Source organism: Bosea sp. BIWAKO-01 (assembly GCF_001748145.1).
Taxonomy (GTDB): Bacteria; Pseudomonadota; Alphaproteobacteria; order Rhizobiales; family Beijerinckiaceae; genus Allobosea.
In genome coordinates this window covers 5,041,170-5,057,647 of sequence record NZ_BCQA01000001.1, presented here as the reverse complement: position 1 = coordinate 5,057,647, position 16,478 = coordinate 5,041,170, and the positions used below count along the sequence as shown (strand labels likewise).

At 64.6% G+C, this 16,478-nt stretch carries 16 protein-coding genes; 7 read left to right on the top strand and 9 right to left on the bottom strand.

Annotated features, from left to right (window positions below):
* Window positions 1-58: 58 nt before the first annotated feature.
* Both BIWAKO_RS23720 and BIWAKO_RS23715 read left to right on the top strand, forming a co-directional pair.
* A complete protein-coding gene (locus BIWAKO_RS23720; protein ID WP_069880747.1) occupies window positions 59-523 on the top strand; it encodes a peroxiredoxin in 465 nt (154 codons plus the stop codon).
* A 100-nt stretch (window positions 524-623) separates the two neighbouring features.
* Window positions 624-1,937 carry a M23 family metallopeptidase gene (locus tag BIWAKO_RS23715; RefSeq protein WP_074471607.1) on the top strand — a complete coding sequence of 438 codons (1,314 nt, stop codon included), beginning with the start codon at window positions 624-626 and terminating at the stop codon, window positions 1,935-1,937.
* Between the two features lie 100 nt (window positions 1,938-2,037).
* Here the strand turns inward: BIWAKO_RS23715 and BIWAKO_RS23710 are convergent, their stop codons facing one another.
* From BIWAKO_RS23710 to tpiA, 8 genes are all read right to left on the bottom strand, one after another.
* Complete coding sequence (locus tag BIWAKO_RS23710; RefSeq protein ID WP_043236886.1) at window positions 2,038-2,442, bottom strand: DUF350 domain-containing protein; 405 nt, start codon at window positions 2,440-2,442, stop codon at window positions 2,038-2,040.
* A gap of 38 nt (window positions 2,443-2,480) precedes the next feature.
* A complete protein-coding gene (locus tag BIWAKO_RS23705) occupies window positions 2,481-3,356 on the bottom strand; it encodes a VOC family protein (RefSeq protein WP_069880746.1) in 876 nt (291 codons plus the stop codon).
* 73 nt (window positions 3,357-3,429) lie between these two features.
* On the bottom strand, window positions 3,430-4,596 hold the full coding sequence (locus BIWAKO_RS23700; protein ID WP_069880745.1) for a glutathionylspermidine synthase family protein: 1,167 nt from the start codon (window positions 4,594-4,596) through the stop codon (window positions 3,430-3,432).
* A 1-nt stretch (window position 4,597) separates the two neighbouring features.
* The gene (locus BIWAKO_RS23695; protein ID WP_084651739.1) at window positions 4,598-5,200 is read right to left on the bottom strand and encodes a DUF1190 domain-containing protein; all 603 of its coding nucleotides are present in this window, start codon (window positions 5,198-5,200) and stop codon (window positions 4,598-4,600) included.
* Window positions 5,201-5,212: 12 nt separating this feature from the next.
* The gene (locus BIWAKO_RS23690) at window positions 5,213-5,602 is read right to left on the bottom strand and encodes a DUF350 domain-containing protein (RefSeq protein ID WP_176733393.1); all 390 of its coding nucleotides are present in this window, start codon (window positions 5,600-5,602) and stop codon (window positions 5,213-5,215) included.
* 129 nt (window positions 5,603-5,731) lie between these two features.
* On the bottom strand, window positions 5,732-7,360 hold the full coding sequence (locus BIWAKO_RS23685; protein WP_069880742.1) for a CTP synthase: 1,629 nt from the start codon (window positions 7,358-7,360) through the stop codon (window positions 5,732-5,734).
* Between the two features lie 401 nt (window positions 7,361-7,761).
* The gene (secG, locus tag BIWAKO_RS23680) at window positions 7,762-8,163 is read right to left on the bottom strand and encodes a preprotein translocase subunit SecG (RefSeq protein WP_069880741.1); all 402 of its coding nucleotides are present in this window, start codon (window positions 8,161-8,163) and stop codon (window positions 7,762-7,764) included.
* A 160-nt stretch (window positions 8,164-8,323) separates the two neighbouring features.
* Window positions 8,324-9,088 (bottom strand): triose-phosphate isomerase, encoded by a 765-nt coding sequence (gene tpiA, locus BIWAKO_RS23675; RefSeq protein WP_371332046.1) that lies wholly within the window; start codon window positions 9,086-9,088, stop codon window positions 8,324-8,326.
* A gap of 171 nt (window positions 9,089-9,259) precedes the next feature.
* On the opposite strand from tpiA, the gene BIWAKO_RS23670 reads away from it, so the two are divergent.
* Genes BIWAKO_RS23670 through BIWAKO_RS23660 form a run of 3 tightly spaced genes read left to right on the top strand, consistent with a single transcriptional unit; the run spans window position 9,260 to window position 13,478 of the window.
* On the top strand, window positions 9,260-11,176 hold the full coding sequence (locus BIWAKO_RS23670; RefSeq protein WP_244523529.1) for a peptidylprolyl isomerase: 1,917 nt from the start codon (window positions 9,260-9,262) through the stop codon (window positions 11,174-11,176).
* Window positions 11,176-12,690, top strand: a complete 1,515-nt coding sequence (gene trpE / locus BIWAKO_RS23665; RefSeq protein ID WP_069880740.1) for an anthranilate synthase component I — start codon at window positions 11,176-11,178, stop codon at window positions 12,688-12,690. Before BIWAKO_RS23670 ends, trpE begins: the two co-directional genes overlap by 1 nt.
* On the top strand, window positions 12,690-13,478 hold the full coding sequence (locus BIWAKO_RS23660) for a HipA family kinase (RefSeq protein WP_069880739.1): 789 nt from the start codon (window positions 12,690-12,692) through the stop codon (window positions 13,476-13,478). The genes trpE and BIWAKO_RS23660 overlap by 1 nt, the downstream gene beginning before the upstream one ends.
* On the opposite strand, the gene BIWAKO_RS23655 is transcribed toward BIWAKO_RS23660, so the two are convergent.
* A complete protein-coding gene (locus tag BIWAKO_RS23655) occupies window positions 13,442-14,701 on the bottom strand; it encodes a patatin-like phospholipase family protein (RefSeq protein ID WP_176733392.1) in 1,260 nt (419 codons plus the stop codon). The two genes, BIWAKO_RS23660 and BIWAKO_RS23655, sit on opposite strands and share 37 nt — an antisense overlap.
* A gap of 127 nt (window positions 14,702-14,828) precedes the next feature.
* On the opposite strand from BIWAKO_RS23655, the gene BIWAKO_RS23650 reads away from it, so the two are divergent.
* Together BIWAKO_RS23650 and trpD are read left to right on the top strand one after the other, a co-directional pair.
* The gene (locus BIWAKO_RS23650; RefSeq protein ID WP_069880737.1) at window positions 14,829-15,446 is read left to right on the top strand and encodes an anthranilate synthase component II; all 618 of its coding nucleotides are present in this window, start codon (window positions 14,829-14,831) and stop codon (window positions 15,444-15,446) included.
* A gap of 13 nt (window positions 15,447-15,459) precedes the next feature.
* The gene (trpD, locus tag BIWAKO_RS23645; RefSeq protein ID WP_069880736.1) at window positions 15,460-16,473 is read left to right on the top strand and encodes an anthranilate phosphoribosyltransferase; all 1,014 of its coding nucleotides are present in this window, start codon (window positions 15,460-15,462) and stop codon (window positions 16,471-16,473) included.
* Window positions 16,474-16,478 lie beyond the last annotated feature (5 nt).

Sequence of the window (16,478 nt, the reverse complement as noted above, 5' to 3'; positions counted from 1 at the left end):
CTGCCCATCGATTCCGTGCGCTCCTTGCAGCGCGATCGCGACGAAAGGAAGGCAATTCATGGGCTTGCAAGTGGGCGATCTCGCGCCCGAATTCACATTGCCGAGGGATGGCGCCGGTACGATCTCGCTCGCGGACCTCAAGGGGCGCAAGGTCGTACTCTACGCCTATCCAAAGGACGATACCGAGAGCTGCACAAAGGAAGCCATTGCCTTCAATGGCTTGCGTGCGGAGTTTGCCGCTGCTGGGGCCGATATCGTCGGGATCTCTCCCGATCCGATCAAGCGTCACGATCGCTTCAAGCAGAAATATGCCCTCACCTTCCCGCTTGTCGCAGATGAAGCCCGCGCGGTGCTCGAGAACTACGGCATCTGGGTCGAGAAGAGCATGTATGGCCGCAAGTATATGGGGGTGGAGCGAACGACCTTTCTGATCGATCAGCACGGTCGCATCGTGCGGATCTGGCCCAAGGTGAAAGTTGCCGGCCATGCCGAGGAGGTGCTGGCGGCCGTCCGGGCGATGTGACGCTCGCCGCAGAATGCTGAGCCGGCGCCGGCGATTTGCAAAGGATTAACCCTAACAAGGTCTACTCGCATCATCGGCAGCGTTACATCCGGTTTTGCGTATGACTCATCCCGCCTCGCCCGGCCCGGCCCTTCCCGTCACGGGACTGGCCTCACACAAAAGCTACACGATCCGCCGTTCGACGGCCTTCGCGGGCCTCTCGCTTCTGGCCCTTACGACCGCCTGGGGTGGTGTGACCGGCTGGTACATCCTCAGCAAGGACGACATCGCGGCGCGGCTGATCGCCCGCGAGACCTCCCGGCAATATGCCTATGAAGACAGGATCACGGCGTTGCGCGCCGATATCGACCGTCTCGCCAGCCGCGCCCTGCTCGATCAGGATGGCGTCGAGGCTCGTGTCGACGAACTGGCCACGCGTCAGGCCGAGCTGGAGAGCAAGCAGGCCCTGGTCGCTGCCGTCACCGAAACGCTGCAGGCCGGCGGCATAGCATCGCCTGCAAAGGTTCCGTTGCGTTCACGTCTGATCAAGGCGGAGGAGCCGATCCGTGCCTCCAGCGTCTCAAGCTTCGCGCCGATCACCTCAAGCAAGCCGATGCCCGCTCCCGACGTTCCCGGGCTCCGCAGCTCGGAAGAGCACAAGAGCGCTCCCTGGCAATCGGGCGAGGCGGAGGAAGCTCCGCAAGCACCCGCGCAACGCGTCGCGGAATCGCTGACCAGGCTTGACCAGTCGCTGTCGGAGACAGCCACGGCGCAACTCGCCGCGCTGCGCCATATGGAACAGTCGCTCGCCGAATCTCAGAAAACACTGCGTGGGGCGCTGGCGGAGACCGGGCTCGACACCGACAAGCTTGCCGCCACGACGACGATCGCCAAGGGTGTCGGCGGCCCCTTCGTCCCCTTCAAGGTCGACGCGTCCGCCGGTCCGTTTGAGGCCACATTGAGCGCCCTGCAACCGCGCATATCGGCGGTGTACCGGCTGCGCGGCCTTGTCGAGCAATTGCCCCTTCGCAAGCCGATGCAGGGCGAAGTCGACATGACCTCGAACTATGGCTATCGCGTCGACCCCTTCACCCGCAGCCCGGCGATGCATACCGGCATCGACTTCCGCGCCGAAACCGGCACACCGATCCGCGCCACCGCGCCTGGCAAGGTTGTCTCAGCTGAATATACTGGCGGCTACGGAAACATGGTCGAGATCGAGCATGCGGGCGGCATCACCACGCGCTATGCTCACATGTCTGCCATCAGCGTTTCGGCCGGACAAATGGTGACGAGCGGGACCGTGGTCGGCAAGGTCGGCACGACCGGGCGCTCGACCGGGCCGCATCTGCATTACGAAACCCGGATCGAGGGTGAGCCAATCGACCCGACGCGCTTTGTTCGCGCTGGGAGCAAGCTTGCCAACCAGCTTTAGCGGATCGGCCCGAAGAGTTGATTGCATCGGCTTTCGGGAAAGCCGATGCAATCAAGAAAGGCTGGCCCATCGGACTGGATATGAAATCCGGTCCGATCGGCTAGAAGGTCATCGTCGCCGCGTTGATGACCCCGGCCGCAAGCGAGGCGGCTCCCAGGAACAGCGCGGCCGCCAACTCACCAGCAGCAATCCGCGCTGACAGGTTGGGCAGCACGAGCCTGACCAGGAAATAGACCAGCAATTGCACGACGAGGGCGACGATGCCCCAGACCACGAGGTCGATGATCGTCGTTGCATGGACCACGGCGCTCGACAGCGGCAGAGCAAAACCCGTGAGGCTCAGCCCCAGCGAGAGTGCAGCAGCGACGTTGTTGCGGCGGATCAGGCCGAATTCGTTATGCGAGGTCGCGAGCGTATAGATCAGCAGATAGATGGCGACGAGCCCAAGCGATGCTGAAAAGAAAAGTGCAAAATCCGGCAGTCGCGCCAAAGCTTGGCCGAGCATCGTCATCCCCTAAGTGATTCTGTGGGCGATCCTGCGCTTCAGTTCGCCTCGAACGCAACCATGCAACCCATGGCGGTGCTGGCCGGCACGACGATGCGATCACCGATCTGTCGCCACTCGACCTCAGCTGCGTCCAGAACCCCACGCACCCCATCGAGATCCTTCACCGCGACCACGAATCCGGCGAAATGCGGATCCTTTCTCCCCTCCTCGACGCCAAAGAGCTGGTAGGCGGCATGCGGCGTCAGAATATCGACGCGACCGCGCGGAAGGGCAGCGCTGATGCCGAGCGAATTGGATTTCAGACTGCGCTCGCCGGTGAAGGCCGAAAGGAAAACGTGGTGGTCGGTCGGATTTTCCGCGACCATGACGGCAGAAGCCAATGCCTGTACGCCGTTCTGATGCTGCTGGAAGGCCGGATTCCAGAAATTCTGCGGCTCGTGCTGCTGGCAGACGAAGAAACCGCAAGCGGGCGCCAACGCGTTGCGGGCAAAGGCCAGCGAGAAGGCGACACGGACTTCGTTGCCATCAGGACTGCGCGCCTGCCGCTCAAAGAAAAACGGCTCGTAGTCGCCGATGCCGCCTGCTTCGAAAATCTGCGCATCCGCCTTCGCATCGCGACTTTCAAGAACCAGCATCGACAGGCCTTCTGCCCGGGCGAGCTGATCGCGGACGAAGGCTCCGAAGGAGAAGCGTCGATGGCCATGAGGTGGAATTGCCCCGGTTTCACCGATCGTGATCAGTTCCAGGAAGGCCCCGGGAAACTGTACGATTCGGTTCTCGGTGCCCCAGGGATGTCGATTGCGGGCGCCAACCCTGAAGCCCATCTTCGCATAGAGCTCGCCGGCAGCATCGAGGTCACGCACGCCGATGACGAGATGGTCGAGGCCACGTGGCCGATTGGGCTGGGACATGTCGCGAATCGCCGTTGCTCAGGCCGCGCGTTGCGGTTTCAGGCGCCGGCTGTAGCAAGCTTTGCCGAAGCGGTCACGGCTCGATGTAATGCGGCACGAAGCGCGACGTATTCTTGGTGATCGGCGTCACATCCTCGCGGATGCATAGCCCGCAGGGTTGCGAGGCGACGAGCCATGAACCCAGCACGGCATGATACCCCGCGAAAGAGGCAAGCGGTGCAGCATCCTGAAGGATGAAGCCCTCCGCCCCATAGGGGCCGTCATCGCTGTCCAGCACCGTTCCGCGTTCGACCAGCGTGATGTTGGCGCCCTCGCGCGAGTAGAGAGGCTTGCGGACATAGCGGGGCTTGAGTTCCGCGCAACGCGGGTCGCCCTCGAAGAAGGCGGGCAGCAGGTTCGGATGGCCGGGCTCCATCTGCCAGAGGCAGGCAAGCAGGCCCTTGTTGGAGAGAAGGGCCTTCCATGGAGGCTCGATGAACTGGCAGCGCGCGTCGGCCAGAGCATCCGCGTAGCTCTCTTGGAAGAGCCATTCCCAGGGATAGAGCTTGAACAGCGTCTCGATGGGCAGGTTGGCACCGTCGCAGAACCGTCCGTCGGCGAGCAGTCCGATCTCCTCGATGAAGGTGAAACGCGCGTCGAGGCCGGCCTGCACGGCACAATCCTTGAGATAGTCGACTGTGCCCTTGTCCTCGTTGCTGTTCTGGACGCAGGTCAGATGGAGCCGATAGGGTGATGGCTCGCGCAGGGCAGCAAAGGCTGCGATCAGTCGTTCATGCAGCGAGTTGAACTGATCGCTATCGGGCGGGAGGGCATCACGGGCCATGGCCTGCTCAAGCCAGTCCCATTGCACGACGCTCGATTCGAACAGTGCGGTCGGCGTATCCGCGTTATATTCCAGCAGCTTGGCCGGCCCGCTGCCGTCATAGGCCAGATCGAGCCGACCATAGAGGTTGCGGTCGCCGCGCTGCCAGCTGTCGCGGATCAGCGGCCAGTGCAGCGGAGGGATTGCGAGCCGGGTCAGGATCTCTTCGTCGGCAATCGCGCGTTCGACGAACGCGAAACAAAGCTGCTCGATCTCACCTGTCGGCGCTTCGATATCGCGCTCGATCTCCTCCAGCGTGAAGGCGTAGGCAACGCTTTCGTCCCAATAGATTTTGCCGTCGAGCGTATGGAAGGCGAAGCCGAGGCGCTCGACCTGCGTTTGCCAATCCCGACGCGGTGCCAGTGCAACGCGCCGCATCTCAGGACGACGCGGAGGAACTGTAGGAGCGGGAGGTCGAGCCAAAACCGCCGCGAGAGGCCGCGCTCGGCATGCTGGCAACGCCAGTCGACGACACATTGCGCGCGACCAGCGCCTGCCCCGACGTTGTCGAATAGGCACGGGAGCGTCCGCCGCCGCCACCTCCAGAGGACGAAGGCGATGAGGCCCCGGGCTGTCGGCATTCCTCAGCCAGACTGCCGGGCGGGCAGACCTGGCGCGTCGGCGGCAGGAGCGGCTGGGCTGCACCGCCCCCTTGCGCGAAGCTGCGCGCGAGCATGATTCCGGCGAGCGCCGGAACAACGACCTGCGCGCCGTTCCAGACCGCGTTCTGGCAGGAGCCGGAGCCGTACTCGGCTTCGCATGCGCCGGTGCTCGTGAATTTCTTTGCGTCGCGGAGCTGATTTGCGGAGGCTTCGTTGAAACGCTGCTCACATTGGCTGCCGGACATCTGCCCGGCTGCACGACAATCGGCGAGCGAGTTGTAGACGAGGGTATCCTCCACATCGTCCTCCGAGCGCGGCCACGCTATCGCGACCAGCACCACCCCCACTGCCGCCAATCCGATCTGCGAGGAGCGTTTCACGACCGCCTCCCCTCAAACCGTCATGCTGGCGGCCGCCAGCGTGCCACTGATCACCGCGATCACCGCCAGCATTGCGGCAGACGGGAGGCGATCCTCCTGGATCTTCTTCGAAAGGTCAGGGATCAGGACGCGGGCAAGCCCATAGGCCGCGAATTGGATCAGCATCGCGGCAAGCGCCCAGAGCACGCAGTCCGGAATGCTGCTCGCCTGAGCGATCGCCTTTTCGAGCGGGATCGAGAAGCCGGCGAGATTGCCGCCTAGCGCTATCGCAGCGGAGAGATTGCCTGCCCGGATCAGTGCGATTTCGTCATGCGCGGTCAAGCGCATATAGATGAGAGCGAAACCCGTGATCAGCGCCGATCCGACCACGAAATACAGCAAAAAAGCCGGCAAACCGGCCATCGAGACCGCCATATCGCTCCCCCCGAGTCGCAACGCGACTATAAGCCGCCAGCGCGGCTGCACCAGCGGCTTGTCGGAGATATCGAGGCTCGTGAAATCAGGCGGGCAGCTCGCGCCGCCCGGTTCGGATCAGACCAGGCGGCTTTGCACCACCGCGGCCTCGACGAAGCTGGCGAAAAGCGGGTGGGGCTCAAATGGCCGCGACTTCAGTTCGGGATGGTACTGCACGCCAATGAACCAGGGATGGTCGGGATATTCGACCGTCTCGGGCAGAAGCCCGTCTGGTGAAACACCGCAGAACTTCAGGCCATTTGCCTCAAGCCGCTCGCGATAGCCCATGTTGACCTCGTAGCGGTGGCGATGGCGCTCGGAAATCTCGGTCGAACCGTAAATCTCGGCGATCTTCGAGCCGGGAGCCAGCTTGGAGGCGTAGGCGCCGAGCCGCATCGTGCCACCCAGATCGCCACCGGCCGCACGCATCTCGAGATCGTTGCCGCGCATCCATTCGGTCATCAGGCCGACGACAGGCTCGTCTGTGGGGCCGAACTCCGTCGAATTGGCCTTCTCGATCTGAGCGAGCGAACGGGCTGCCTCGATCACCGCCATCTGCATGCCGAAGCAGATGCCGAAATAGGGAACCTTGCGCTGCCTGGCGAAGGTCGCCGCCTTGATCTTGCCCTCAGCGCCGCGATGTCCGAAGCCGCCGGGAACGAGGATGCCGTGGACATGCTCCAAGAAGGGAGCCGGGTCTTCCTTCTCGAAGACCTCCGATTCGATCCAGTCGAGATTGACCTTGACCCGGTTGGCGATGCCGCCATGCATCAGGGCCTCGATGAGGGACTTATAGGCGTCCTTCATGCCGGTGTACTTGCCGACGATGGCGATCGTGACTTCGCCCTCGGGATTCTTCACGCGCTCGGAAATGCGCCGCCAGTTGCTCAGATCGGGCGCTTCGCTGGCGTCAAGGCCGAATGCCGCGAGAACCTCGGTGTCGAGCCCTTCGGCGTGATAGGACAGCGGCACGTCATAGATCGAAGCGACGTCCCGCGCCTCGATCACCGCGGTTTCGCGGACATTGCAGAACAGAGCGAGCTTGCGGCGTTCCTCGCGCGGGATCTCGCGGTCGGTGCGGCAGAGCAGGATGTCAGGCTGGATGCCGATCGAACGCAGCTCGGCAACCGAATGCTGGGTCGGCTTCGTCTTCAGCTCCCCGGCCGTCGGGATATAGGGCAGCAGCGTCAGGTGCGTGAAGATGCACTGGCCGCGCGGCAACTGCTGGCTGATCTGGCGAATGGATTCGAGGAAGGGCAGGCTCTCGATGTCGCCGACCGTGCCGCCGATCTCGACCAGCGTGAAGTCATAGTCTTCATTGCCGGTGAGGACGAATTCTTTGATGGCATTGGTGACGTGCGGAACGACCTGGATCGTCGCACCGAGATAGTCGCCACGGCGCTCCTTGGTCAGGATGTCCATATAGATGCGGCCGGTGGTGATGTTGTCGCCCTTGTTGCAGGGCCGGCCGGTGAAGCGCTCGTAATGCCCGAGATCGAGATCGGTCTCGGCCCCGTCATCCGTGACGAAGACCTCGCCATGCTGATACGGGCTCATCGTGCCCGGATCGACATTGAGATAGGGATCTAGCTTGCGCAGACGGACCGTATAGCCACGTGCCTGCAGGAGAGCTGCGAGAGCTGCCGCCGCGAGGCCCTTGCCAAGCGAGGATACCACGCCGCCGGTGATGAAAACGTACCGCGTCATGGGAGATCACCTTTAACGCCAGGGTTTCGATTCGCTAAGCGCGCCGTTGCAGACCCGCCCTGCTGTTTATGCTTGTCCACAACGGAGAAGGGCCGGACTTCCGCCAGCTCTTCCCCAAAAGGGATGTGAGTTACTAAATATTTCAACGGCTTAGTGCGATTTTAGTGCTGCGGCGCTGCACTAAAACCGCACTGGCCCTCCAGGTTCGAGTGCAGCACAAATCGCAGCACTACCCCCCAAAAGTGCCGCGTCGCGGCACCAGTTTTGTCGGCCTACACACACTCTATGTCGCTGTGACACCCCGAAAACACGGCGTCTTGCGTCGGAATGTGTCGGCAAACACTCGCGTTTCGCCTCTCCAAAAGAGAAGGGCCGGTTTCCCGGCCCCTGCCCTGTCCTCGTCACTGCTGCGGCGCTGCCGGCGGTGTCGGCGGTTGTGAGCCGCCCTGATTCTGCATCTGGCGCAACTGGTCGAGAACGCCGCCGCCGGCGTTGGGAGCGCTCGGACCGGTCGGTGCCGCGGGAGCAGCCGTTCCCGGCGCGCCGTCGATGATCGAGCGCTGCGTCCGCCCATGGGTCGCCATGATCGCCAGAGCGATCGAGGTCAGGAAGAAGAGCCCGGCAAGGATAGCCGTCGCGCGGGTCAGGGCATTGGCCTGGCCGCGGCCGGTCATGAAGCCGCCGACACCGCCGCCACCGCCCGAACCCATGCCCAGGCCGCCGCCCTCGGAACGCTGCAGCAGGACCACGCCGACGAGCGCGATCACGATGATCAGATGGATGACGATGAGAACGTTCTGCATGATCCCACGAAATAGGTATGACGCGGGCCGCCACAAGGGTGCCCCGCGCCGCATGTCCGCCAATTGCGGGCTCGGCGGCGCACATAGCATGCAGTTGCCGGGCGCACCACCCGGCAATTGCGTCATTCGTGCAATGCCGCCGTCAACGCGACGGCATGGATCAGCGGCAGGCGCGTGCGATAGCGAGGAAGTCCTCGGCCTTGAGACTGGCGCCGCCGACGAGCGCACCGTCGACATGGGGGACATTCATCAGCTCGGCCGCGTTGGACGGTTTGACCGATCCGCCATAGAGCAAGCGCACGCCAGCGGCCGCCGCCTTGCCCAGGAGCTTGCCGAGTTCGCTCCGGATCGCCTCGTGCATCTCGGCGACGTCGGCGGCGGTCGGGGTCAGCCCGGTGCCGATAGCCCAGACCGGTTCGTAGGCGATGACGAGGCTCGAGGGCGTGGACGCATCGGGGACCGAGCCGCGAAGCTGTTTCCTGACCACGGCAAGCGCCTTGCCGGCTGCGCGCTCGGCCTGCGTCTCGCCGACGCAGACGATCGGGACGAGCAGGGCGCGCTGCGCCGCTTCGGCCTTGGCCTTGACGGCCGGATTGGTCTCGCCGTGGAGGGTGCGGCGCTCGGAATGACCGACGATGGCATAGCCGGCTCCGGCATCGGCGAGCATGCCGGCGGAGACCTCCCCGGTGAACGCGCCGCTTTCCTGCTCACTGCAATCCTGTCCGCCCGTGGCAATCCGCGAGCCGGTCAGTGCTGCCGTCATCGCAAAGAGCAGCGTCGCCGGGGGGCAGATGGCGAGCTCGACAGCGTGTTTCAGCTCCCGGTCATAGCCCCTGGCTACTTCGGCCGCGATGGCAAGCTCGGCCTTGAGCCCGTTCATCTTCCAATTGCCTGCCACCAACGGCTTTATGCTGCGCGTCACCATTCTTCTCCTTTTCTCTCGCTCTGGGCTCTACCAACGCCGGCAACGCGCCGCAATCAGCCGGCAAGACCACGGTGAAGATTGCGGGCAGCGTGATCGGTTCCTATAAGCAGCGCCACAAAACGCGAAGGCTCGCGTCGCAGCGATGCGGCCGGAGAGGGAAAGAACGACCCCATGATGATGAATCGCATCCGCAAGGCGGGTCAGGGCCTCATTGGCAAACTCATCATCACAGTGATGTTCGGATTTCTGATCCTGTCCTTCGCGATCTGGGGCATCGGCGACATCTTCCGGGGGTATGGACGCAACTCTGTCGCTCAGGTCGGGAAGACTGAGATCGGCCTCGAGCAGATGCGCGTGGCCTATCAGAACGAAGTCCAGAACCTGACGCGCCAGCAGCGCCGCTCGATCACTCCGGAAATGGCGCGCGCGCTGGGGCTCGACCGCCAGGTGCTCTCGCGCCTCGTTACCGAGGCCGTGCTCGATCAGACCGCGAGCCGGATGCGGCTTGCCGTCTCCGACGACACCATCCGCAACCTGATTTTCCAGGACCCGGTCTTCCGGGATGCCTCCGGCAACTTCTCGCCGGCCCGCTTCAACGAATTGCTGCGCTCGAACGGGCTCAACGAACAGAATTATGTGCGCGAGCAGCGCGCCACGATCCTGCGCCAGCAGATCGCCGAGATGGTGGTCGGCGGCGTGACCGCTCCGGTCGCGCTGCAGGAACTGGGACATCGCCTGCGCAACGAGCGCCGCGCAGTCACATTCGCCAAGCTGCCGCCGGCCGCCGCCGGTGAGATCGCGGCACCGACCGAAGCTCAGCTCAAGGGCTATTTCGACGAACGCAAGGCGAGCTTCCGGGCTCCCGAGTTCCGTAGCGCCAACGTGCTCACGATCTCGACCGAAGCTTTGGCCGACCCGAGCAAGGTCACCGACGAAGAAGCCAAGGCCCGCTATGAGCAGGTCAAGGCGCAGCGCTTTGGTTCCCCCGAGAAGCGCACGATCCAGCAGATCACCTTCCCGAATGCCGAGGAGGCGCAGGCCGCCAAGGCGAAGATCGATGCCGGCGAAGCGTTCGAGGCGATCGCCGCCGCGCGCAATGTTGCCGAAAAGGACCTGACGCTCGGCACCTTCACGCGCAATCAGGTCTTCGATCCGGCCGTGCGCGAGGCCGCGTTCGCGCTTGCCCAGGGAGCCGTCAGCGCTCCGGTCGCCAGCGCCTTCGGCTCAGTGCTCCTCCGCGTCCCGACGATCGAACTCGAGCATGTCCGGCCCTTCGAGGAGGTTGCTGCCGAGGTGCGCAAGGACGTCGCGACCAGCAAGGCCGCCAGCCAGCTCACGGACCTGCATGACCGGATCGAGGACCAGCGGGCCGCAGCCAAGCCGCTTGCCGAGATCGCACGCGAGTTCAATCTGCCCCTGCTGACGGTCGGCCCGGTCGATGCCAGCCTAGGCAAGCCGGACGGCACGCAGGAGCAGCCCCTGCCCGGCGGCGACGCCACGCTTCCCGCCATCTTCCGTTCCGATATCGGCGTCGACAACGAGGCCATTCGCCTGCCGCGCGACACGGGCTATGTCTGGTTCGATGTGACCAAGATCGAACCCTCGCGCGAGCGGACCTTTGACGAGGTCAAGGGCGAGGTCGAGCGTCAATGGCGGGCAGACGAGGTGGCGAGCAAGCTCTCGGCCAAGGCCCGCGAACTGGTGCAGCGTCTCGATTCAGGCGAGGCCTTCGATGCCGTGGCCGCCTCGGCCGGCCTGGTTGTCGAACAGGCGGCGGAGTTGGGGCGGCAGGACCAGAAGCCGGAATTGCCCGCCAATGTCGTCAGCCTGATCTTCGGAACGCCTGTCGGCAAGAGCAACTCGGCGCTGGGCGCAGGCGACAGCGGGCGCATACTCTTCAAGGTCGTTTCTGCGACGGTACCGCCCTATGCCCGCACGACACAGGAAGCGGAGAACTTCGCCCGCCTGCTCGGCTCCAGCGTCAGCGAGGATATCCTCGCGCAGTATGTCGCGAAACTGCAGAGCAATCTCGGCGTCACGGTCAACGAGACGGCCTTCCGGAACGCCACCGGCGGCGCGCAGAACTGATGTCTGCGCCCTCCGATCTGTCCTCCTTTGCGGAGGCGTATGACGCAGGAGTGCCGCAGCTTCTGCGGCGCGTTCTGGTCGGTGATTGCGAGACGCCCGTCGCCGCCTTCATGAAGCTGAGGCACGCCACGTCCGGCCCGAGTTTCCTGCTCGAATCAGTCGAGGGGGGCGCCGTACGCGGACGCTATTCGATGATCGGCATCGAGCCGGACGTGATCTGGCGCTGCCATCGTGGCGAGGCTTCGCTTTGCCGGCCGGCTTTGGGCGAGACCTTTGTCGCCGATCCGCGCCCCGCCTTCGAGAGCCTGCGGGCTCTGCTCGGCGAGAGCGCTATCCCCGACGAGGATGGCCTGCCCCCGATGGCGGCCGGCGTCTTCGGCTATCTCGGCTACGACATGGTGCGGCTGATGGAGCGGCTGCCGCAGCCAAAGGACACCGGAACCGGCGTCCCCGACGCGATCCTGACCCGCCCCACCCTGATGGTGGTGTTTGATTCCGTGCGCGACGAGATCCATCTCGTGACGCCCATCCGCCAGCAACCGGGCGTTGCCGCGCGCGTCGCCCATGAGAGGGCGCAGGAGCGGCTCGACCGGGTCACGGATATCCTCGAGGGTCCTCTCCCCCCGGAAGCCGACATCGATATCGCCGCGCTGCCGCAGCCCGACATCGTTTCCAACACGACCGAGGCCGAGTTTCACGCCATGGTGGCGCGGGCGCAGGACTATATCCGCGCCGGCGACATCTTCCAGGTCGTGCTGTCGCAGCGTTTCGAGGCGCCCTTCGCCCTGCCCTCCTTTGCGCTTTACCGGGCGCTGCGGCGCGTCAACCCGGCGCCGTTTCTGTGCTATCTCGACTTCGCTGATTTCCAGATCGTCTGTTCGAGCCCCGAGATCCTGGTCCGGCTGCGCGACGATACGGTCACCATCCGGCCGATCGCCGGCACGCGACGGCGCGGCGCGACGGCCGAAGAGGATACGGCGCTCGCCGAGGAACTGCTGGCCGACCCCAAGGAACGGGCCGAGCATCTGATGCTGCTCGATCTTGGCCGCAACGACGTCGGCCGCGTTGCGCAGATCGGCTCGGTCAAGGTCACGGATTCCTTCTTCATCGAACGTTACAGCCAGGTCATGCACATCGTTTCCAATGTCGAGGGAACGATTGACCCGCAGCATGATGCGCTGGCCGCACTCGCCGCGGGCTTCCCGGCCGGCACCGTCTCCGGGGCACCGAAGGTACGTGCCATGGAGATCATCGATGAGATGGAACATGACGCACGCGGCGCCTATGGCGGCTGCATCGGCTATTTCGGTGCTAATGGCGAAATGGACACCTGCATCGTGCTGCGCACCGCCGTGGTGAAGGACGGCCGCATGCATGTCCAGGCCGGCGCCGGCATTGTCTATGATTCGAACCCGGCCTCCGAACAGCTCGAGTGCATCAACAAGGCCAAGGCCCTGTTCAAGGCAGCAGAGGAAGCAATCCGTTTCGCGGCACGCGCTGGCCGGGGACAATAGTGCCCCTGCCGGAGTCCGGGGGCGACGCAGCCGTTACGGTCGTCGAAATCCTGCGGGTCTTCAGTGATGCGAGCACACGCCCCTGCCTGGTTCGGACGACCGACGGCAGGCTGCATGTCCTGAAGCTCGCTGGCGCCGGGCCAGGGCCTCGTGGCCTGCTGATAGAGTTCCTTGCCCTGCGCTTCGCGAATCTGCTCGGCGCACCGGTCCCGAATGCCAGGCCACTGCTGCTGCCGCACGGCTTTCCATGGATGGTCGGCACCGACGAATTCGACGAGATGATCCAGCGCAGCTTTGGCTGGAATCTCGGCGTCGCTTTCATCCCGAATACGGCGCCGGTCGCAGCCGCGGACCTTGGCCCCGACGATACGGCGAAACTCCTGGCGATCGCGGAGGCGGACTGCTTCCTGCACAATGTCGACCGGCCGCGCTCGAATCCGAATCTCCTGCGCGGGGCGGGCGGTACGCTGCACGCGATCGATTTTGACGCCTGTCTCTATTTCGACAGGGCACTGGCTGGCCGCCTGCCCGCCAGCTTGGCACTTCCACACACACATCTCCTGGCAGGCATGATGACGGTGAGCGAGGGCAAGGCACTCGATCCCGACCTGCCGGTTTCCTGGCTGGCAGAAGAACCGTCGACCTGGATCGCCGCCGCGGGGCGCGCGGTCCCCGTCATCGCCAACGCGCTTGCGACCTATATCCGGCACTGGAACGCCCTATGCGCCGGCCGGGCGCAAGTGGCTGGCGATCAGCGCGAGGCCAGCGTCGGCGAGAGCGGCGGCTGAGTCTCCCAGGCCTTGCCGCTGCGACCCTGCTCATAGCCAAGCCGGAACAGGGCCTTCATATACTCCGTGTCGAATTCGGAGCGCTGATTGCCTTGAAAGGCGTCGGGTATGGCGGTGAAGGCGAAGCGCGCATGCATTCGCTTCGCCATCGCCGAGATCGCTGCGATATTGGCGAGCGCCTGGTATTTCACCAGCGTCGAGATCGAGCGTGTGGCCAGCCCCGCCACGGTCTGGGTGCTGGCCTTGTATTCGGGCTTCAGCTTGCCGTTGCGAATGACGTAGAGCGCGAGACTGCGTTCCTGACCGAGATTGCGCCGGGCAGCACCGTTGAGATCGAGCCCCGGTGGGGCAAAGAAGATCTGCGAGGTGACGCCGCCATCGACATGAAGCTCGTCGAAGACCTTGCCGTTGCTCTCGACATTGAGGCGCACGGCCGGAAAGACCGCCGGTATGGCTGCCGAAGCGAGCAGAATGTCGACAAAGAGCTTCTGGCGGCCGGACTGCTGACTCGCGGCAATGCTGCCCACGTCCCAGATCACTGGCCGCTGAGCATCGAGATTGGTGGTCTGGACCAATAAACGGCGGCCCTTGCGGTGCTCGGCGGCTATTTCATCGAGCAACTGCTCGGTCGCATAGCGTTCGACCAGGTGGCGCAGCGGCGTCGTGTCGTAGAGGGACTCGCCAAACAGTCCGAGAACCCCCTTGCTGCGAAAGAGCTCGTTGTCGCCGTAGCGCGTATAGATCTCTTCCAGGGCGCCGTCATAATGCGAGCCGAGGAAGGCAAAGGGCGCTGCGAGCGAGCCGGTGCTGACCCCGGTGACGACCTCGAATTGAGGCCTGTCGCCGCGTGCGCTCCAGCCCTTCAGGAAACCCGCGCCATAGGCTCCCTCTCCGCTCCCGCCCGAAATCGCGAGGAATGTTGCGGCCGCCTGGCATTTGCCACAGCCCGAAGCAGCGATCTGCCGGTATTGGATATCGAGATATTTGCTTGTGGTGGGGACGACAGCATCCCCCCAGAAGCGGATCGAGCCGAATCCGACGACCTCGGCCGCCGACAGGCCTTCCGCGGGCAGAGCTTGCGGTCGTTCCCCGGAATTGCATGCAGCCAGGCCGAGCAGCGCGGAGGCCAGCAGCACGTGCCTGATCGCCTTGGCCCGACGCAACATCGCCCTGCCCCACACACCGGACGCCCCCGCAGGATTGCGCAGTCTCTTCACCGCCATCTTGTCGCCAGCACACCCGCGTGCGCAATCGCGATGGAGCCACGCTCCGACAATAACTTGACCACTTGCCCCCCGAACGGGCATGACCACCTTGCCATCATCGCGACCGGAGATCTCGTTAGCGGCAATGCGTATCCTGCTGATCGACAATTACGACAGCTTCACCTGGAACCTCGTCCACCTGATCGGCGGGCTTGGGGCGGAGGTCGAGGTTCGCCGCAACGATGCCCTTACCGTAGAAGAGGCGCTGGGCGGCGGGCATGACGCGATCGTATTGTCGCCAGGTCCCTGCACCCCCAATGAGGCCGGCATCTGCCTTGACCTCGTCCGCCAGGGTGCCGAGAGGAAGCCGATCTTTGGCGTTTGCCTCGGCCTGCAGACCATCGGTCAGGCCTTCGGTGGCGAGATCGTGCGCGCGCCGCTGCCGATGCACGGCAAGATCTCGACCATCAGCCATCACGCCCGCGGCCTCTTTCACGGCATCAACGGGCCGATCCAGGCGACGCGCTATCACTCGCTCATCGTGGCACGAGAAAGCTGCCCGACCGAGCTGGAGATCGAAGCCGCGACGGAAGACGGGCAAATCATGGCGCTCTCGCACCGCTCCCTGCCGGTGCATGGCGTGCAGTTCCACCCCGAGAGCATCGCCTCCGAACAGGGTGCGACGATCCTGCGCAATTTCCTCGGCCTGGCGGAACGATGGTCGCAGACACAGGACCGTGCCGCCCTTTCCGAAACAGCCTGACGTCGAAGAACCCATGGACGATTTCAAACCCTTCATCGCCAAGGTGGCGACCGGCGCCTCACTCTCCCGCGAGGAGGCGCGCGATGCCTTTGACACCATTCTGTCCGGCGAGGTCACCAATGCGCAGGCCGCCGCCTTCTTGATGGCGCTGCGCGTCCGTGGCGAAACCGTCGAGGAGATCGCCGGCGCGGTCAGCGCCATGCGCGGCAAGATGCTGCCGGTGAAAGCGCCGGCCGGCGCGATCGACATCGTCGGAACCGGCGGCGACGCTTCGGGCTCCTATAACGTCTCGACGCTGGCCGCGATCATCACCGCGTCCTGCGGCGTGCCGGTCGCCAAGCATGGCAATCGCGCTGCCTCTTCGCGTTCCGGAGCGGCCGACGTGCTCACCGCGCTCGGCGTCAAGGTCGGGCTCGAGCCCGCGGGCACGGAGCGCTGCATCGCTGAGGCCGGCGTCGGCTTCATGTTCGCACCGACCCATCATGCCTCGATGCGGCATGTGGCGCCGGTGCGCACAGAACTCGGCACCCGCACCATCTTCAACCTGCTCGGGCCGCTCTCCAACCCGGCCGGCGTCAAGAGGCAGCTCGTCGGCGCCTTCTCAGAGACCTGGCTCGAGCCGATGGTGCGCGTGCTATCTGCGCTGGGCTCCGACCGCATCTGGGCCGTGAACGGCTCCGACGGCCTTGACGAGATCACCACCACCGGGCCGACCCGCGTCGTCGCGCTCGACAAGGGCAAGATCGAGAGCTTCTCGATCAGCCCGGACGATGTCGGCCTGGCCCGTGCAAAGCCCGAGGATCTGCGCGGTGGTGAACCGGCGCAGAATGCCGAGGCGCTCCGCGCGGTTCTCGACGGCAAGATGACGCCCTTCCGCGATATCGCCGCCTTCAATGCCGCCGCCGCGCTCGTCGTGGCGGGTCAGGCCGGTGATCTGCGCGATGGCCTCGCCCGCGCGACCTCGGCGATTGACAGCGGCAAGGCCAAGGCGACGCTGACCGCACTCATCGCCAGCTCGAACGCGTGAGCACG

What these genes read in the sequence shown, in the direction of transcription:
- BIWAKO_RS23720 (WP_069880747.1), top strand. Translation starts at nt 59, where the DNA reads ATGGGCTTGCAAGTGGGCGATCTCGCGCCCGAATTCACATTGCCGAGG.
- BIWAKO_RS23715 (WP_074471607.1), top strand. Translation starts at nt 624, where the DNA reads ATGACTCATCCCGCCTCGCCCGGCCCGGCCCTTCCCGTCACGGGACTG.
- BIWAKO_RS23710 (WP_043236886.1), bottom strand. Translation starts at nt 2,442, where the DNA reads ATGCTCGGCCAAGCTTTGGCGCGACTGCCGGATTTTGCACTTTTCTTT.
- BIWAKO_RS23705 (WP_069880746.1), bottom strand. Translation starts at nt 3,356, where the DNA reads ATGTCCCAGCCCAATCGGCCACGTGGCCTCGACCATCTCGTCATCGGC.
- BIWAKO_RS23700 (WP_069880745.1), bottom strand. Translation starts at nt 4,596, where the DNA reads ATGCGGCGCGTTGCACTGGCACCGCGTCGGGATTGGCAAACGCAGGTC.
- BIWAKO_RS23690 (WP_176733393.1), bottom strand. Translation starts at nt 5,602, where the DNA reads ATGGCCGGTTTGCCGGCTTTTTTGCTGTATTTCGTGGTCGGATCGGCG.
- BIWAKO_RS23685 (WP_069880742.1), bottom strand. Translation starts at nt 7,360, where the DNA reads ATGACGCGGTACGTTTTCATCACCGGCGGCGTGGTATCCTCGCTTGGC.
- secG (WP_069880741.1), bottom strand. Translation starts at nt 8,163, where the DNA reads ATGCAGAACGTTCTCATCGTCATCCATCTGATCATCGTGATCGCGCTC.
- tpiA (WP_371332046.1), bottom strand. Translation starts at nt 9,088, where the DNA reads ATGGTGACGCGCAGCATAAAGCCGTTGGTGGCAGGCAATTGGAAGATG.
- BIWAKO_RS23670 (WP_244523529.1), top strand. Translation starts at nt 9,260, where the DNA reads ATGATGATGAATCGCATCCGCAAGGCGGGTCAGGGCCTCATTGGCAAA.
- trpE (WP_069880740.1), top strand. Translation starts at nt 11,176, where the DNA reads ATGTCTGCGCCCTCCGATCTGTCCTCCTTTGCGGAGGCGTATGACGCA.
- BIWAKO_RS23655 (WP_176733392.1), bottom strand. Translation starts at nt 14,701, where the DNA reads ATGGCGGTGAAGAGACTGCGCAATCCTGCGGGGGCGTCCGGTGTGTGG.
- BIWAKO_RS23650 (WP_069880737.1), top strand. Translation starts at nt 14,829, where the DNA reads ATGCGTATCCTGCTGATCGACAATTACGACAGCTTCACCTGGAACCTC.
- trpD (WP_069880736.1), top strand. Translation starts at nt 15,460, where the DNA reads ATGGACGATTTCAAACCCTTCATCGCCAAGGTGGCGACCGGCGCCTCA.